Source organism: Microbacterium sp. zg-B185 (assembly GCF_030246885.1).
Taxonomy (GTDB): domain Bacteria; phylum Actinomycetota; class Actinomycetes; order Actinomycetales; family Microbacteriaceae; genus Microbacterium.
In genome coordinates, this window is the sequence record NZ_CP126739.1 from 84,231 (window position 1) to 99,712 (window position 15,482).

Annotated in this window: 15 protein-coding genes and 1 pseudogene; 9 read left to right on the plus strand and 7 right to left on the minus strand. The window is 71.4% G+C overall.

Annotated elements, in window-relative coordinates; translation table 11 throughout:
• The first annotated feature begins 3 nt into the window (after positions 1 to 3).
• Positions 4 to 1,026 (plus strand): LacI family DNA-binding transcriptional regulator, encoded by a 1,023-nt coding sequence (locus QNO12_RS00415; RefSeq protein WP_257500890.1) that lies wholly within the window; start codon positions 4 to 6, stop codon positions 1,024 to 1,026.
• Positions 1,027 to 1,068: 42 nt separating this feature from the next.
• Here the strand turns inward: QNO12_RS00415 and QNO12_RS00420 are convergent, their stop codons facing one another.
• The 6 genes and pseudogenes from QNO12_RS00420 to purD form a co-directional block, all read right to left on the minus strand.
• Entirely contained in the window at positions 1,069 to 1,983 is a 915-nt protein-coding gene (locus QNO12_RS00420; protein WP_257500889.1) for a VOC family protein, read from the minus strand.
• A gap of 76 nt (positions 1,984 to 2,059) precedes the next feature.
• Positions 2,060 to 3,013, minus strand: a complete 954-nt coding sequence (locus QNO12_RS00425; RefSeq protein ID WP_257500888.1) for a phosphoribosylaminoimidazolesuccinocarboxamide synthase — start codon at positions 3,011 to 3,013, stop codon at positions 2,060 to 2,062.
• Positions 3,014 to 3,158: 145 nt separating this feature from the next.
• Entirely contained in the window at positions 3,159 to 4,034 is an 876-nt protein-coding gene (locus QNO12_RS00430) for a siderophore-interacting protein (protein ID WP_257500887.1), read from the minus strand.
• 59 nt (positions 4,035 to 4,093) lie between these two features.
• Positions 4,094 to 5,302, minus strand: a pseudogene (lhgD, locus tag QNO12_RS00435) (L-2-hydroxyglutarate dehydrogenase).
• Between the two features lie 52 nt (positions 5,303 to 5,354).
• On the minus strand, positions 5,355 to 5,792 hold the full coding sequence (locus QNO12_RS00440; RefSeq protein ID WP_257500885.1) for a hypothetical protein: 438 nt from the start codon (positions 5,790 to 5,792) through the stop codon (positions 5,355 to 5,357).
• A gap of 108 nt (positions 5,793 to 5,900) precedes the next feature.
• Positions 5,901 to 7,172: a phosphoribosylamine--glycine ligase gene (purD, locus tag QNO12_RS00445; RefSeq protein WP_257500884.1), complete on the minus strand. Its 1,272-nt coding sequence runs from the start codon at positions 7,170 to 7,172 to the stop codon at positions 5,901 to 5,903.
• 70 nt (positions 7,173 to 7,242) lie between these two features.
• On the opposite strand from purD, the gene QNO12_RS00450 reads away from it, so the two are divergent.
• From QNO12_RS00450 to QNO12_RS00485, 8 genes are all read left to right on the plus strand, one after another.
• Positions 7,243 to 7,662: a hypothetical protein gene (locus QNO12_RS00450; protein ID WP_257500883.1), complete on the plus strand. Its 420-nt coding sequence runs from the start codon at positions 7,243 to 7,245 to the stop codon at positions 7,660 to 7,662.
• A gap of 46 nt (positions 7,663 to 7,708) precedes the next feature.
• Entirely contained in the window at positions 7,709 to 8,077 is a 369-nt protein-coding gene (locus QNO12_RS00455) for a sterol carrier family protein (RefSeq protein ID WP_257500882.1), read from the plus strand.
• Between the two features lie 135 nt (positions 8,078 to 8,212).
• Positions 8,213 to 9,097 (plus strand): HtaA domain-containing protein, encoded by an 885-nt coding sequence (locus tag QNO12_RS00460; RefSeq protein ID WP_257500881.1) that lies wholly within the window; start codon positions 8,213 to 8,215, stop codon positions 9,095 to 9,097.
• Positions 9,098 to 9,192: 95 nt separating this feature from the next.
• Entirely contained in the window at positions 9,193 to 10,200 is a 1,008-nt protein-coding gene (locus QNO12_RS00465) for a heme/hemin ABC transporter substrate-binding protein (protein ID WP_257500880.1), read from the plus strand.
• 35 nt (positions 10,201 to 10,235) lie between these two features.
• Positions 10,236 to 11,291, plus strand: a complete 1,056-nt coding sequence (locus tag QNO12_RS00470) for a FecCD family ABC transporter permease (RefSeq protein WP_374113564.1) — start codon at positions 10,236 to 10,238, stop codon at positions 11,289 to 11,291.
• Positions 11,288 to 12,061 carry a heme ABC transporter ATP-binding protein gene (locus tag QNO12_RS00475; RefSeq protein ID WP_257500879.1) on the plus strand — a complete coding sequence of 258 codons (774 nt, stop codon included), beginning with the start codon at positions 11,288 to 11,290 and terminating at the stop codon, positions 12,059 to 12,061. Before QNO12_RS00470 ends, QNO12_RS00475 begins: the two co-directional genes overlap by 4 nt.
• A gap of 92 nt (positions 12,062 to 12,153) precedes the next feature.
• On the plus strand, positions 12,154 to 14,274 hold the full coding sequence (locus QNO12_RS00480) for an HtaA domain-containing protein (RefSeq protein ID WP_257500878.1): 2,121 nt from the start codon (positions 12,154 to 12,156) through the stop codon (positions 14,272 to 14,274).
• An 89-nt stretch (positions 14,275 to 14,363) separates the two neighbouring features.
• Positions 14,364 to 14,753, plus strand: a complete 390-nt coding sequence (locus QNO12_RS00485; RefSeq protein ID WP_257500870.1) for a potassium transporter Trk — start codon at positions 14,364 to 14,366, stop codon at positions 14,751 to 14,753.
• Between the two features lie 8 nt (positions 14,754 to 14,761).
• On the opposite strand, the gene QNO12_RS00490 is transcribed toward QNO12_RS00485, so the two are convergent.
• Positions 14,762 to 15,373 (minus strand): zinc-binding alcohol dehydrogenase, encoded by a 612-nt coding sequence (locus QNO12_RS00490; protein WP_257500869.1) that lies wholly within the window; start codon positions 15,371 to 15,373, stop codon positions 14,762 to 14,764.
• Positions 15,374 to 15,482: the final 109 nt, after the last annotated feature.

A 15,482-nucleotide genomic window follows, 5' to 3' on the forward strand; every position in this document is an offset into this window, starting at 1 on the left:
GGCATGACCGACACGGGCACGCACACGATGGGGACCGCTGTCACGATCGAAGAGGTCGCGGCTGCCGCCGGTGTCTCGCGCTCGACCGTCTCGCGGGTCGTGAACGGATCGACCGCGGTCAGCCCGAAAGCCCTGACGGCGGTGCAGCGGGCGATTGCCGAGCTGAACTACGTGCCCAACCGCGCCGCCAGATCGCTGGCCAGCCGCCAGACGCATGCGATCGCGCTGGTGGTCCCCGAAGACACGACGAGATTCTTCGGCGACCCCTTCTTCGCCGCGATCGTGTCGGGCATCAACGCGCGGCTCAGCCGCTCCGACTACGTGCTCAACCTGTTCATCGCCAGCGACGACCCTGGAGACAAGACCACCAGCTACGTGCGCAGCGGCAGCGTCGACGGGGCGTTCGTGGTCTCGCACCACACCAGTGACCTCTTCATCGACCGCATCGCCGCCGCCGTGCCGGTGGTCTACGGCGGCCGGCCGGTCCGTGAGCGCGAGCGCTCCTATTACGTCGACGTCGACAACGTCAACGGCGGTCGCACGGCCACGGCGCACCTGATCGGACGCGGTCATCGTCGGATCGGGACGATCACCGGACCGCTGACGATGCCGGCGGGCATCGACCGACTGGAGGGCTATCGTCAGGCGATGGCCGAGGCGGGTCTGCCCGAGGGGATCGTCGAGGAGGGCAACTTCACCGCAGACGGGGGCTCGGCGGCGATGGCGCGCATCCTCGCGCAGGGCGATCTGCCGGACGCCCTGTTCGTCGCGAGCGACCTGATGGCTCGCGGCGTGCTGGCCAGGCTGGGTCTGGCCGGGATCCGCGTGCCCGATGACATCGCGATCGTCGGGTTCGACGACTCGCCGGTCGCGACATCCGTCTCACCGCAGCTGACCACTGTGCGCCAGCCGTCCTTCGCGCAGGGTCAGCGGATGGCCGATATGCTGCTCGACCTGCTGGCCGGGCGCAGCCCGCGCCACGTGAGCATGCTGGAGACCGAACTGGTCGTCCGCGAGAGCGCCTGAGCCCCGGCCCGGCCCTCTGCCGGGCACTCCGGCGGTTGCGGATCAGTGACCGACCGAGGCGAGGATCCGGTTGTTCCACGGATCGCTGAAGCCCAGGGTGCGTCCGTCGTCGCGGACGGCGAACCCGTGCGCGCGCAGACGCTCGCCGAGCGAGCCGATCGCGTCGTCGTCCGGCAGTGCGAGATCCACCCGGCCGAGGCCGAGAGCCGGCATCCGCGGCCCCGCACCGCGGGAGCTCCACACGTTCATCGCCATGTGGTGGTGGTATCCGCCGGCGCTGACGAACACCGCCTGATCGCCCACGCTCAGGGTCTCGTCGAATCCGAGCGCATCGACGTAGAAGGCGCGGGCGGTCGCGACGTCCCCGACGGACAGGTGCACATGGCCGACGGATGCCGCATCCTGCGTCACCCGCGCTTCGGCCGCCTCTTCGGTCAGGTGCCGGCCGAGGAACGCGTTCGGATCGAGGTACAGAGTCGACATCTCGACCTGGCCATGCACCCAGGACCAGTCCGTGCGATCGCGGTCCCAGTACAACTCGATGCCGTTGCCCTCCGGGTCGGTGAAGTAGAACGCCTGGCTGACCAGGTGATCGGCCGAGCCGGTGAACGTCTCCGGCGCGTGCCGTGCGACCGAGTACAGCGCCGCGGCGAGGGCCGCCTGCGTCTCGAACAGGATCGCCGTGTGGTACAGACCGGCCGAGCCCGGGGAGGCGTGCGTGAGCGCCGGATCGTGCTGCAGCACGACGATCGGGCGGCCGACGCGACCGAGGGTCACCGAGTTGGTCACCGCCCGATCGCCGAGCGCGCTGCGATCGTCGGCGGCCAGCACGTCCAGGGTGACCACGTCGCGGTAGTAGCGGGTCATGCCGTCGAGGTCGCCGACGAGCAGGGTGACTGCACCCATGGCGGTGTCGGCGGCCAGCTTGTCCGCCCGGACCTCGATCACTTCATTCATGTGCATATACAACGCGGCCCGGCGTCCGGGCATTCCCCGGATGAGGCAGGATCCCGGCGTGCACCGGCGCCCCGGTTCAGCCGGTGAGTCGCTCCAACAGCTCGCGATAGCGATCCGCGGTCCGTTCGACGATCTCCGCCGGCAGCCGGGGCGGGGTGCCGGCGCGGTCCTGCGGCGCCCAGTTCGCCGCGAGCCAGTCCCGCACGATCTGCTTGTCGAAGCTCGCCATGCGCTCGGACGGGGTGGCGCCGGACTCCCACGCCGCGGCATCCCAGTACCGAGAGGAGTCGCTGGTGAGCACCTCGTCGGCCAGAGTCAGCACGCCGGCGTCGTCGGTGCCGAACTCGAACTTCGTGTCGGCCAGGATCAGGCCCCGTCGCTCGGCCGTCCGTGCGGCGCGCCGGTAGATCTCCAAGGACAGGTCGCGCAGCTCCGCTGCGCGCTGAGCGCCGACGATCTCGGCGGTGCGCTCGAACGAGATGTTCTCGTCGTGCTCGCCCATCGGCGCCTTGAATGCGGGCGTGAAGATGGGCTCGGGCAGTCGGTCCCCGTTCTGCAGCCCGGACGGCAGGGGGATGCCGCACACGGTGCCGCTCTGGGTGTACTCCGCCCATCCGGAGCCGGTGAGGTAGCCGCGCACGACGCACTCGATCGGCTCCATCGCCAGGGTCTGCACGACCATCGCGCGCCCTGCGACCTCGGCCGGGATGAGCGAGACGAGATCGTCGGCGGTGTTCGGCACACCGTCTTGGCCGCGGGTGAGCAGGCGGGACGGAAGCAGATGGTTGGGGATGGCGCGGCCGCCGTCACCGCCGGCCAGCATGTCGAACCACCACAGGCTCAGCGTGGTCAGCAGCACACCCTTACCGGGGATGCCGGGGGAGAGCACGTGGTCGAACGCGCTGACCCGATCACTGGCCACCACGAGCAGGCGCTGCGGACCCGTCGACGGTTCCGCCGGGGCGTACAGGTCGCGGACCTTGCCGGAGTATCGGTGGCGCCAGCCGGCGAGCTCGAGAGGGGTTGTCACCTGCCCATTATCCCGGGCGCCGGGTCTCTGCCGTCGCCCCCTGCTCACGGCGGTCCGCGCACGCCCCTGCGGGCTGTGGGCGACCTGCGCGAGTTCCCACCCCGCACCGGCCTCCGGGCCGGGGTGCGACCCGTGGCGGCGGGTGTCAGTCCGGGTCGGTGGGATCGATCGGCGCGTGGTGATCTAACGCCACCAGACCGTGGCGCCAGTACCCGCTCACCTGGGCCTGCGCGGCCGGCAGCCCCAGTGTGCGACGCAGGTGGCGCCGGACCGGCACCAGAGCGGAAGCCTCACCCGCCGCCCACACGAACACACCGGGGCCGATCGGCGGGAGATCCGCCAGGGCGCCGAGGACGCTCGCACCGGACGCGTCCGGCCGCGCGAGGTGCACGCGGATCGGCACACCCGGAACCTGGCCGAGGTAGCCGGCGACCCAGTCTCCGGTTCCCTGGACGGCCGCGATGACATCCACCCCCGTGCCTGGGGGGATATCCCGCACCCAGCGGCTGGCCGAAGGCAGCGAGGTCTCATCGCAGATCAGGACCAACCCGTCCAGATCCTGCGGCGCCCGCCGCGAACCGCGTGGCCCGAGCACGACGAGCTGGTCGCCGGTCCGCGCGGACTCCGCCCACGACGAGGCGGGCCCGGGGTCGGGGTGCACGAAGAAGTCAAGGTCGATCTCGAAGCCGCCGTCCACGGCGCGCGGCAGCGGGGTGAAGTCCCGTGAGATCGATGCGCGGTCCGGGCGCACGATGCCGTCCGCACCCGGGCCCACCGGGATGGGTGCCACCAGCTCACCGGTCACCGGGTCCGGGAAGAACACGCGCACGTGATCGGCGGGACCACCGCTGGTGAAGTCGGCGAAGTCGGGACCGGACACGGTCACACGCACGAGGGGCGGAGCGATGCGCTGGACTCCGGTCACGGTGGCCCGCCGCGCGGTGAACCGGTTCCGGCCGCCTTCGCGCGCGAACCGATCCGCAACAGCGGGCCGGGCCTCGGGAATCGTCGTGTCGGTCATGCTCCCAGCCAACCACAGGCCCGACGCGGCCCGGCCGCGCGGTGCGGCGTCCGCTCCGACTAGGCGGCAGACCCGGTCAGGTAGTGGGACAGGACGTAGTCGGCGATCGCAATCGACGAGGTCGCGGCCGGGGAGGGGGCGTTGCGCAGGACCGTGACCGGTCCGACCTGGTCGACCGCGAAGTCATCCAGCAGCTCACCGCCGCGCCCCCAGGCCTGCGCGCGGACCCCGGCGGAGCTCTTCTCCTGCAGGTCCGACATCTTCAGCTCGGGCACGAACCGTCGCGCCTTCCGGAAGTACAGCGGTTTGATCAGCGATCCGCTGATCTCGTCGATGCCCATCCGCCAATGGCGTCTGGCCAGCGGCCATGCGCCCGGCCACCGCAGCGACTCCCACGTGTCGCGCAGCGAGACCTGCAGCCAGCCATAGCCCTCCCGCGCCAGGGCCGGTACCGCATTGGGCCCGACGTGCACGTTGCCGTAGACCCCGCGCGTGAAATGCACCCCGAGGAAGGGGAACCGCGGGTCGGGCACCGGATAGATCATCCCGTTGACCAGGTCGGTCCGCTCCGGCGCCAGCTCCCAGTACTCGCCCCGGAACGGGAGGATCTTCGGCGACGGATCCGCCCCCACAAGCCTGGCGACGACATCGGACTAGGCGACCAGGCGATCGAAGACGTGTTCGCCGAGGGGGGTGATCACGCGGACTCCACCGTTTTCCAGATGGATGCCGGTCACCTCGCTGTGCAGCAGGATTCGTCCGCCCGCAGCTCGCACGTCCTGCGCCATCGCATCGGTGATCGCGGCGTAGTCCACCGCGGCGGTGTGCGGAGAGTGCACCGCGGCGACCCCGGCCACGTGCGGCTCGATCTCGCGCAGGCGCGACGCATCGTCGATCCGCACCAGATCCGGCACGCGGTTCGCGACCGAGCGCCGCTCGATCTCGGCGAGCGGCCCCAGCTCGGCCTCGTCGACGGCCACGACGAGCTTGCCCACCTCGCGATAGGGCAGGCCCTTCTCCTCGCAGAACTCCCTGATCGATACCCGCCCGGCCGCGCACAGGGTCGCCTTGAGCGAACCGGGCGCGTAATACAGGCCGGCGTGCACCACACCCGAGTTGTGACCGGTCTGATGCTGAGCGAGTCGCGCCTCCTTCTCCAGGACCGTCACCTCGCCCGCGCCGCGCTGCGCGAGCGCGCGCGCCAGCGCGATGCCGACGATCCCGCCGCCGATGACGCCGATGGACCCCACTTCGCTGCGATCGGTCATGCCACCTCCCCGTGTCGGACCGTCGGCGGTTGCCGCGGTCTATCCCTGCGCCTCAGCCGACCGCCGTCTTCGCGCCGTGCCGTACCCGTTCGAGCACCTGCAGGATCGCGTCCGCCACCAGCGCCGGCTGTTCGATGTGCACGTTGTGCCCGCTGTCGGTCTTCGTGGTGAAGACCGAGCCCGCCACCATCTCGGCCTGCACCGACTGACTCCGCTGGTGTCCGGTGTTGGTGATGTACCCGAAGTCGTCGGGGACCTCCTGGCCGATGACGCCTGCGGCCTTCAGCCCCGGGATGGTGGGTCCGATCAGCCGGTCGGAGCTGAGCACGATGAGCGGCATCTGCCGCAGCGGCGGGGCGGTCGGCAGCGGCTCGAAGCTCAGCTCCGCGTCGATCCATTCGAGTGCCGGATACTCCGCGACGGACTCGTCGATCTCTCCTCGCAGCAGCGGTTTCGCCGCGCATCCGGCGAGCAGGAGCAGTGTCGCCACGGCGCATCCCGGCGTCCAGGCTCTTGTGCGGCACCCCATCGCAACCCCCATCGCCACGCTACGCCCCGACGCCGCTCACCCGCGCGATGGCGGCGCAGCCACCGCCGGTCAGGCCTCGACGACCCGCAGCGCGATGTCCGTGCGGTACTGACCGCCGTCCAGCTCGACACGGCTCAGGGCGCGGTACGCGCGATCCCGTGCTTCGGCGAAGGTCGTGCCGACTGCGACGACGTTGAGCACGCGGCCGCCGGTCGCGATGAGCTCCCCGTCCTGCTCGGCGGTGGCGGCGTGGACTACGTGCACGCCTGCGACGGATGCCGCGGCATCCAGCCCGCGGATCGGCCTGTCGGTGACCGGCGCCTGCGGGTATCCCTCGCTGGCCAGGACCACCGTCACGGCGACGGCGTCTGCGAAGGCGGGACGCGGCTGATCCTCGAGGGTGCCGGATGCCGCGGCCAGAAGCAGCCCGGACAGCGGATCGACCAGGCGCGGCAGCACCACCTGCGTCTCGGGGTCGCCGAAGCGGGCATTGAACTCGATGACCTTGATTCCGTGCTCGGTGAGGATCAGGCCCGCGTAGAGCAGTCCGATGAACGGGGTGCCCTCCGAATCCAGCTGCCGGATGACGGGCTCGGCGATCTCGGTGGTGACGTGGTGCACGAACGTGTTCTCGTCGCCGAAGAGATCCGACAGCCAGGGCAGCGGCGAGTAGGCGCCCATGCCTCCGGTGTTCGGACCGGCATCGCCGTCGCCCAGCCGCTTGTAGTCCTGGGCCGGGGTGAGCGGCAGCACATGGTCGCCGTCGCTGAGGAAGAACAGCGAAACCTCCGGTCCTACCAGGAACTCTTCGACCAGCACGGCACCGGACGACAGGAAGCTCGCGGCGTGTGCCAGGGCGGCGGTCCGATCCGGTGTGACGAGCACGCCCTTGCCCCCGGCCAGGCCGTCGGCCTTCACGACGTGCGGTGCACCGAACTCATCCAGCGCGGCGGCGACCTCGTCCAGCGTGCTCGCCCGGATCGCGCGACCGCTCGGGACGCCGGCGGCGTCCATGATCCGCTTGGCGAACGTCTTCGAGCCCTCCAACTGCGCGGCGGCGCGGCCGGGCCCGAAGACCGGGATGCCCCGCTCACGCAGGGCGTCGGCGACGCCGGCGACCAGGGGCGCCTCCGGGCCTACGACGACCAGGTCGATCGCGTTCTCGTTGGCGAATTCCGTGACCGAGACCGGATCGTTCGCGTCGACGTCCACGATCACGGCATCCTCGCCTATCCCGGCGTTGCCGGGGGCTGCGTACAGCTCATGCGGGGAATCCTCCGACCGCAGCGCCAGGATGATGGCGTGCTCGCGCGCGCCCGAACCGAGGACCAGGATTCTCACCGGCCCAGCCTATCGACCGGGCTTGCCGCAACCCCGTGCCGAGCGGCCCCCGCGGTGGGAGAATCGACGCATGGCAGCCGAACGCGGCGCATCCGCCGACGGGGGTGTCGATGACGGACGCGTCGTTGACGAGGAGTTCCTGACGGTCGTGGTGCGGCCGTCTCCTCGGTACGGGCGGTTCCTCGGTGCCGGCATCGTCCTCGGGCTGGTCGCCGCGGCGATCATCACCTTCACCTCGAGCGGGGCAGCCGGCGACCCGTTCGACGCGGGAGCGTCCGGCCTGCTGCGCGTGTTCGGCGTCGCGGCGGGGGTCTGCGTCGCGGCGGGCCTGCTGATCACCGGCACCCTCGCGCTCATCCTGGATCGCATCGTCTCCGCCCACGCGCGCCCGGCGCGGGCGGAGCACGTGACGACGATCGTCGTGGATCTGGATGCTCCGGCCGACGATGAGGCGCCCCAGTGGGCGCGTGACGCGGACGACCTCACGTGACGGCACGCCCGCTTCCGCGAGCTCGGTGCGGGCGTAGCGTGGATGGATGCCGAAGAAGATCCTGGTCGACGAGGGCCGCGCCGCGCTGGCCGCCGTCGGAGCAGCGACCGCGGCATCCGAGAAGCCGGCGCGTGCCGAGTTGGCAACGGCCGTGCGGTATCTGCTGCAGCTGCTTGTCGAGAAGGCCCCGGGCGGCTCGGTTGAGGTGCGGGTCCCGCCGTTCGGAGCCGTGCAGGTCATCGAGGGGCCCCGACATACCCGGGGAACGCCGCCGAACGTGGTCGAGACCGACCCCGCGACGTGGATCGCGTTGGCGACCGGTCAGGAGCAGTGGGCCGATGCCGCGGCAGCCGGTCGCATCCTGGCGTCGGGTGTCCGCGCCGACCTCACCGCGCTGCTCCCCCTGCGCCCCTGAGCTGCCGGGCGCCGCCCCCCGCCGTCAGGCGGCCTCGCTCGGGGTGAGGTCGGGACATCCCATACACTGAGGTTAGGTAAGGATCCCCTAACCTTGTCGCGCCGACGCGCGTACCGCCGATTTCAGGATGTCTCCGTGCGCACTTCACCGCGTCCTCGCGTTTTCGGTCGCCTCGCCCAGACCGGGTTGAGCGCTCTCCTTCTCGCGGCGGCGGCGGTCGCCGTCGGTCCTGCTGCGGCGTCCGAGGCCGCCACGCCCACCGATGACGCGTGCGAGGTCAGCGCGGCTGAGGTGAGCTGGGGCTTCAAGGAGTCCTTCCGCTCCTACATCTCGGGAACCATCGCCGACGGCACGTGGGAGGTCACCGGCGGAGCGGGCTACCAGACGCCGAACTTCACGTGGACCGGCGGCACGGGATGGTACGACCCCGACACGCAGACCGGATCGGTCGCCTTCCCGGGCGGCATCCGCTTCACCGGCCACGGCGGGCTGCTGGACACCACCTTCCGGGATCCCACCTTGGAATTCACCGGCCCTGGCGCCGCCCGGGTGCACCTCGACGTGTCCGGCGTTTCGATGGAGGAAGCGCTCGCGGGCGGTACTGCGGCCGATTCGGTGTCTCAGGTGCCGTTCATCGACGTGGACCTGACGACCGCGACGATCGATGCGTCCCGCGACGGGGTCACGATCGCCGCCGCGGCGGCGCCTACGGCGATCACGCCCGAGGGCTTCGCCGCGTTCGCGAACTACGAGGCGGGTTCCGCCTTCGATCCGATCACGATCACGGTGACCGCCGTCTGCGCATCCGCACAGACCCAGACCCCGTCGCCGGGTCCGCCGACCGCGCCGGTCGACGCCGCTCCCGCCGCCGACAGTCGTCCGGCCGATGCGAGCCCGGGATGGATCTCGTGGGCGGTCGCCGCATTCGTGGCGGCCGGCGCGGCGGTCGGCGGCGTCCTGCTCGCGCGCCGCCGCGGGACGGGCAGGAATGCACGCACCGGCTCGGGCGGCGCAGCGTGAGGCGCTCGCGGGCGCTCCTGGCTCTCGTGGTGGCAGCCGCCCTCGGGTTGAGCGGATGCAGCACTGCGTCATCGCGCGCGCCGGCGGGTGATGCGGTGACGGCGAGTGAGCAGGTGCCCCTCAGCAGGATCGTTCCGCTCGCCGACCCCCGCGACTACGAGGGACCGACCACGGCCGTTCTCGGGGATGACGCGATCGTCCCGGTCGCCGCCGACCCGCCTCAGTCGCTGCCGGTGACGGTCCCCTCCCGGGATGCCGCAGGCGACGTGGCAACCCTGGTGGCAGACACCTCGCGCGTGATCGCGATGGATCTGTCCGGCTCGATCGCTGCGACAGTCCGCGGTCTGGGGTTCGGAGACACTCTCGTCGGGCGGGATGCGTCCACGATCTTCCCGGGGAGCTCCGAGCTGCCCCTGGTCACCGGCGGCGGCCACACCGTCAACGCCGAGGCGGTCATCGCGCTGGCGCCGACCCTCGTGCTCACGGACGGCAGCGTCGGCCCACGGGACGTCGTGGAGCAGCTGCGTGACGTCGGCATCACCGTCGTCTTCCTTCAGAACGAAGCCTCGCTCGACGGCGCGGCGCAACTGGCCCGCGACGTCGCGGCGGTGTTCGGCGCACCGCAGACCGGCGACCTGCTGGCCACGCAGATCCTCGCGGAGGTCGAGGCCGTGCGCACCGAGATCGCACGGCTCGCCCCGGCAGGACCGGACCGGCTGCGCATCGTCTTCCTGTATCTGCGCGGCACAGCCGGCGTCTACTACCTCTTCGGCGAGGATTCCGGCGCTGATGACCTGATCGCGGCGCTGGGGGGCGTCGACGTCGCCGGAGAGCTGGGCTGGCGAGGCATGCAGCCACTCACCGATGAGGCCATGATCGCCGCCGACCCGGACCTCATCCTCGTCATGACCGGAGGACTGGACTCCGTCGGCGGCGTCGATGCGCTCCTGGCGTCCAAGCCGGCCATCGGGCTGACCCGCGCCGGGCAGCAGCGGCGATTCGTGGACATGGCCGACGGGCAGGTGCTCTCCTTCGGACCCCGCTCCGCGCGGGTGCTCGAGGCTCTCGCACGCGCGATCTACGCGCCCACGGCCGGATCGTGACCCGGGTAGGGCCGGCGCGGACCGCCGCGACCGACATTCCGGCCTCGCGTGCCGTCGGCGGCGGACGTCGCGCACTGGTGTGCACGGCGACCGGCGCACTGCTGGTGGTCGGGATCCTCCTCTCCGCCGGCCTCGGACAGCTGCCGATCGGTCCGCTGGAGGTGGTCGGCTCCGCGCTGCGCGCCGTGGGCATCGACAACGCGTGGGCGCCGGACGCGCGGCTGATCGAACAGACGCTGTGGCAGATCCGGTTCCCCCGCGTGGTCATGTCGCTCCTCGTGGGCGGACTTCTGGCCGTGGCCGGAGCGGTCATGCAGGCGATCTTCGGCAATCCCCTGGCCGAACCCGGTGTCGTCGGCGTCTCGTCCGGAGCTGCCGTCGGCGCGGCCGCGGCCATCACGCTCGGGCTGACCGCCTTCGGGCCGTGGTCCATCGCGGCGTTCGCCTTCGTCGGGGGATTGGCCGCCACCCTGATCGTCTACGCCACCTCGCGCTCGCACGGCAGAACCGAGGCGATCACGCTGATCCTCACCGGCATCGCCGTCAACGCCTTCGCGGGAGCCGTTCTGGCGCTGCTGATGTTCGCCGGGGACACCGCATCGCGCGAGCAGATCGTGTTCTGGCAGCTCGGATCGATGAACGGCTCGCGCTGGGGCGAGGTGCTGCTGGTGGCCGTCGTCGGTCTGCTGGCCACAGCACTCGCGCTGGCGCTCGCGGAGCAGTACGACCTGCTCGCGCTCGGCGATCGCACGGCCGCACACCTCGGGGTGCGGGTCGAGCGACTGCGCCTCCTGTCGATCGTGCTGGTCGCTCTGCTGACGGGTGTCGCAGTCGCGTTCGTCGGGATCATCGCGTTCGTCGGGCTCGTGGTCCCGCACATCATCCGGATGCTGCTCGGTCCGGCCAACCGTCCGCTGATCGCACTGTCCTTCCTCGGCGGTGCGACCGTGCTCGTCTACGCGGATCTGCTCGCGCGGACGCTCGTGCCGTCAGCCGACCTCCCGATCGGCATCCTGACCGCCCTGATCGGCGGGCCCTTCTTCTACTGGCTCATCCGTCGCAACCGGCGCGGGTCAGGAGGCTGGGCATGACGCGCACGGCGTTCGCGCTGCGGGGCGTCGGGTATCGCATCGGCGACGCGGTGATCCTCGAGGACGTCACGCTCGAGATCGGCTACGGGCGACTCCTTGCCCTGGTCGGCCCCAACGGGGCGGGCAAGTCAAGCCTGCTCGGCGTCTTGACCGGCGATCTGCGTCCGACGGCCGGTCGGGTGAGCTTGGACGATCGTGCGCTTGCGGAGTGGAATCCGCGCCGACTGTCGCGTTCGCGTGCTGTCCTCACGCAGTCGAATCACGTCGCGTTCGCCTTCACGGCGCTTCAGGTCGTCGAGATGGGTCGCGCGCCGTGGAGCGGAACGGAGCGCCAGGGCGACGACGCGGCGATCATCGCGCGGTCGCTCGCGCAGGCCGACGTCGCACACCTCGCCTCGCGGTCGTATCCCTCGCTGTCCGGCGGAGAGAAGGCCCGCGTGTCGCTCGCCCGGGTGCTGGCGCAGGATACCGGGATCGTGCTCCTGGATGAACCGACAGCCGCGCTGGACCTGCGCCATCAGGAGGACGTACTGCGGATCGCGCGCGCCCTCGCGCGCGCCGGGCGCGCGGTGGTCGTGGTGCTGCACGATCTGTCGCTCGCCGGCGCGTACGCCGATGACGTCGCCGTGATCGACCGCGGCCGCATCGTCGCCCACGGCTCACCCGACGCCGTGCTGACCGAGGCGCGGATCACCGACGTGTATGACACTCCGGTCCGCGTGCTGCGCGATCCGGATACCGGACGCCCGATCGTGCTGCCACGGCGCTGACCGATCGTTCTCGGCGCGGTCACAGGTTGGACTAAGGTAAGCCTTAGCTAACCGACTCGACCCGGGTCGGAGACCGATCTGTGGAGGACAACGTGAGAAGTGATCGAAAGGCGTCCCGCTGGCGGGCGCTGGCGAGCGTGCTGACCGGCACGCTCGTCGCGACGGCGGCATTCGCGGGAGTCGCCGCTCCGGCGCAGGCCGCACCGACCGCCTCCGCGTCTGAGCTGACCTGGGGCTTCAAGGCGAGCTGGAACAGCTACGTCGCCACGTTCGGGGGCACGGCGACGGCATCGGGCGGAGCCGGCCTCGCGGGTGACGAGTACGTCTGGTCCCCCGCTGCAGGCGAATTCGATCCCGCCACCGCCGAGGGATCGGCGCAGTTCACCGGCAGCGTGCAGTTCGACGTCCCCTCGCACGGCATCGCCCTGGCCGTCAGCGACCCCCGCGTCGTCTTCGCGGGCGGCGTCGGCAGCGTGTACTGGTCGGCCGGCGACGCGGCCACGGCAGTCCTCGGCGCCACGATCTCGTCGGTGTCCCTCGGCGCGCCCGCTGAGACCGACGGCGCCGCGACCGTGAGCGTCGCGGCGACCGGTGTGGCCTTTACGGCCGAGGGCGCAGAGGCATTCGGCGGCTCCTACGCCGCCGGCGATCCGATGGATGATCTCGCCTTCGCGCTGACGTACACGAGCCTGCCGGCCGCACCCACGGCCACCTCCACGACGCTCGCAGTATCCCCGGCAGCGACGTCCGCGCCGGGTGCGGACATCCTGCTCACCGCGACCGTCGCGCCCGCGGCGAGCGGCACGGTCACGTTCTTCGATTCAGGCAGCCCGCTGGGTGCGCCGGTCCCGCTGGTCGGCGATGCGGCGACCTTCACCGTCGAGGGAGCCGCGGCGGCTGCGCACGGCTTCAGCGCGGCGTTCACTCCGACGGATGCCGCGGCCTTCACCGCCTCGACCTCCGCGACAGTCGCGCACACGGTGGCCGCCCAGCCGGTTGAACCCACTCCGCCGGTGTTCACGCCGGCGCTCTCGGTGTTCCTCTCCGATGGCGTCACCCCGTACACCGGCCAGCCCGTGTACACGGACGACGAGCTCATCGTTCGCGGCAGCGGCTTCGACCCCGGGGCGAACGTCGGCGGTCGTGGTGTGCCCATCCCGAGCACACTGCCGCAGGGAACCTACGTCGTGCTGGGCTCCTTCCTTGATGAGTGGAAGCCGTCGGCATCGGCCCCCAGTTCGACGCGCAAGGTCGTCTCGCAGACGTGGGCGCTCGCCGCGACGGTGCTCGACCAGGTGCCGGCCCAGTACCAGAGCACCATCCGCGCGCAGTGGGTGGAACTGTCCCAGGACGGAACCTTCGCGGCGACGCTGACCGCACAGGACTTCTCGTCGGGCCTGCCCGCCGGCAACTGGGGTGTCTACACGTATGGCGCGGGTGGCATCTCGAATGCCGCGCAGGAGCTGTCCGTCGCGGTCGAGTACGCCGGCGACCGCCCCGGCGCCGACCCGGTCATCGTCCCGACCGTGCCGCCCGCCCTGCAGCCGGCCGAGCCGGCGACCGTGCCGCAGCCGGCCGAGCCGGCGTGCGTTGCACGCGCCGTGTCTGGAGCCGACATCCAGTGGGGCGTGAAGCAGAGCTTCCGCGACTACATCGCGGGCGGCATCGCCAAGGGGTCAATCTCCGGTGGGTGGGGGGCCGGTTCCGGCTCCTACAACACGCAGGAGGATCGCGGCCGCGTCGGCTACGGCGGATCCACCTCGTTCGCCGGGCACAGCGGTGCGCTCGAGATCACCCTCTCCAACCCGCGCATCCAGGTCCACAGTGCGACCTCCGCGTCACTGATCATGGGCGTCCAGTCGACGTCGTACAACGGCTCGCCGAGCGTGGACGCGGGCAGCGTCGTGTTCGCCACCCTGACCTTGCCCGGCGCCGTCGAATCCCCGTCGCGGATCGGCTGGACCGGCGCGGCGGCGACGCTGACCGCGGCGGGTGCGGAGGCCTTCGCGGGCTTCTACGCCGCCGGCACTGCGCTGGACCCGGTGACGTTCTCGTTCCCCCTCGGAGCCGAGGTCCCCTGTGACGCGGCCACGTCGGCCTCCCTCGCCGTCACGGGCGGCGAGGCGTCGATCGACGCGCTGTGGCTCGGAATCGGAATGCTCATCGTCGGCGCGGGCGCGTTCGCCGTGCGCCGCCGGAGCGTGCGCGCCTGATGAGGGCGGGCGTGCTCTGCCCTTCGCGCAGAGCACGCCCGCACCGCTCCGCCGACCGCGCCTGGCCGGCCGGGTGAGACAATGGAGCCATGGCCGAACCGGCGCAGATCCCCGAACCCGATGCCGCGGCATCCTCCGCTCGCAACCCGGGTGGGGTTCCCCACCCCGTGGCCGCCGACCGCATCGAGACGGTGCGGGTGCGGCGGACGCCCAAGTACGCGGTGTTCCTGATCGCCGGCGCCGGTCTGGGTCTGCTGGTCGCGCTGATCCTCACGTTCGCGTCCAACGGAACCGCCGACACCAGCCCGAACACCGGCTTGATCTACTCCCAGGGGCAGGTCTTCGGCTTCCTGGCGCTGATCTGCATCACCGTCGGCGTCGCCATCGGTGGGGTGACCGCGCTGATCCTCGATCGCGTTCTCGCCCGCCGTTCGCGTGAGGTCACGGTCGATCGCGCAACCATTCACGTCGAGGACTGAACCGGCCGCTAAGCCAGTTCGGCGATGATCGGGTGGATCGCCGCGTCGAAGGCGACGACGTCTCCGCGCAGCGAGTCGGTGACCGCGATGGTGAGTGATCCGATCCACCACACTCCGCGCTGGGTCAGCGGCAGCACCTGGACATTGAGCTCGAACGAGTGCGCTCTACGGCCCACCTGGCGCTCGTGCTCGGCGATCGCGCTCGCATAGGCCCGATACGAGACGCCCGGCTTCGCCGCGGCCTCCTTCCGGTAGCGCTCGTGTGCGGACTGCGAGAACGCCAGCGACTCCGCGGCGTGCGGGACGATCGCGTCCCGGAGCACCTCGGATCCCTCGGCCGGGAGCGCGACCAGGGTCTCGAAGCCGTCGACCAGCTCGAGGGGGACGGGGGAGGGATGCGCGGTCGGCTCGACCGTCATGGCCCAGAACTCGCGCCATTGGCGCTCCAGCAGAGCCTGCGCGTCCTCGGAGCGGTCGTTCACGCGTGCCGGGATGCCTCGCAGGTGCGGCAGCTCGTCCGGGGAGCGGATGCCCAGCGCCTGCCGGAGGTAGAGCGCGAGCAGGACCGGCTGGCCCGCGTCCTCGCGGATCAGCCACTCCGGAGCACTACTGCCGCCCATGGCGCCAAGTCTAAGGCGGGCCGCCGACACCCGCCTCGTCCGCGGAGGCGCGCCCGCCGAACCCGTGAGGCGCCCTCCGGCATCGGGGATCCGCTCGGCTGTGCCGCCG

What these genes read in the sequence shown, in the direction of transcription:
- QNO12_RS00415 (WP_257500890.1), top strand. Translation starts at nt 4, where the DNA reads ATGACCGACACGGGCACGCACACGATGGGGACCGCTGTCACGATCGAA.
- QNO12_RS00420 (WP_257500889.1), bottom strand. Translation starts at nt 1,983, where the DNA reads ATGAATGAAGTGATCGAGGTCCGGGCGGACAAGCTGGCCGCCGACACC.
- QNO12_RS00430 (WP_257500887.1), bottom strand. Translation starts at nt 4,034, where the DNA reads ATGACCGACACGACGATTCCCGAGGCCCGGCCCGCTGTTGCGGATCGG.
- QNO12_RS00450 (WP_257500883.1), top strand. Translation starts at nt 7,243, where the DNA reads ATGGCAGCCGAACGCGGCGCATCCGCCGACGGGGGTGTCGATGACGGA.
- QNO12_RS00455 (WP_257500882.1), top strand. Translation starts at nt 7,709, where the DNA reads ATGCCGAAGAAGATCCTGGTCGACGAGGGCCGCGCCGCGCTGGCCGCC.
- QNO12_RS00475 (WP_257500879.1), top strand. Translation starts at nt 11,288, where the DNA reads ATGACGCGCACGGCGTTCGCGCTGCGGGGCGTCGGGTATCGCATCGGC.
- QNO12_RS00485 (WP_257500870.1), top strand. Translation starts at nt 14,364, where the DNA reads ATGGCCGAACCGGCGCAGATCCCCGAACCCGATGCCGCGGCATCCTCC.
- QNO12_RS00490 (WP_257500869.1), bottom strand. Translation starts at nt 15,373, where the DNA reads ATGGGCGGCAGTAGTGCTCCGGAGTGGCTGATCCGCGAGGACGCGGGC.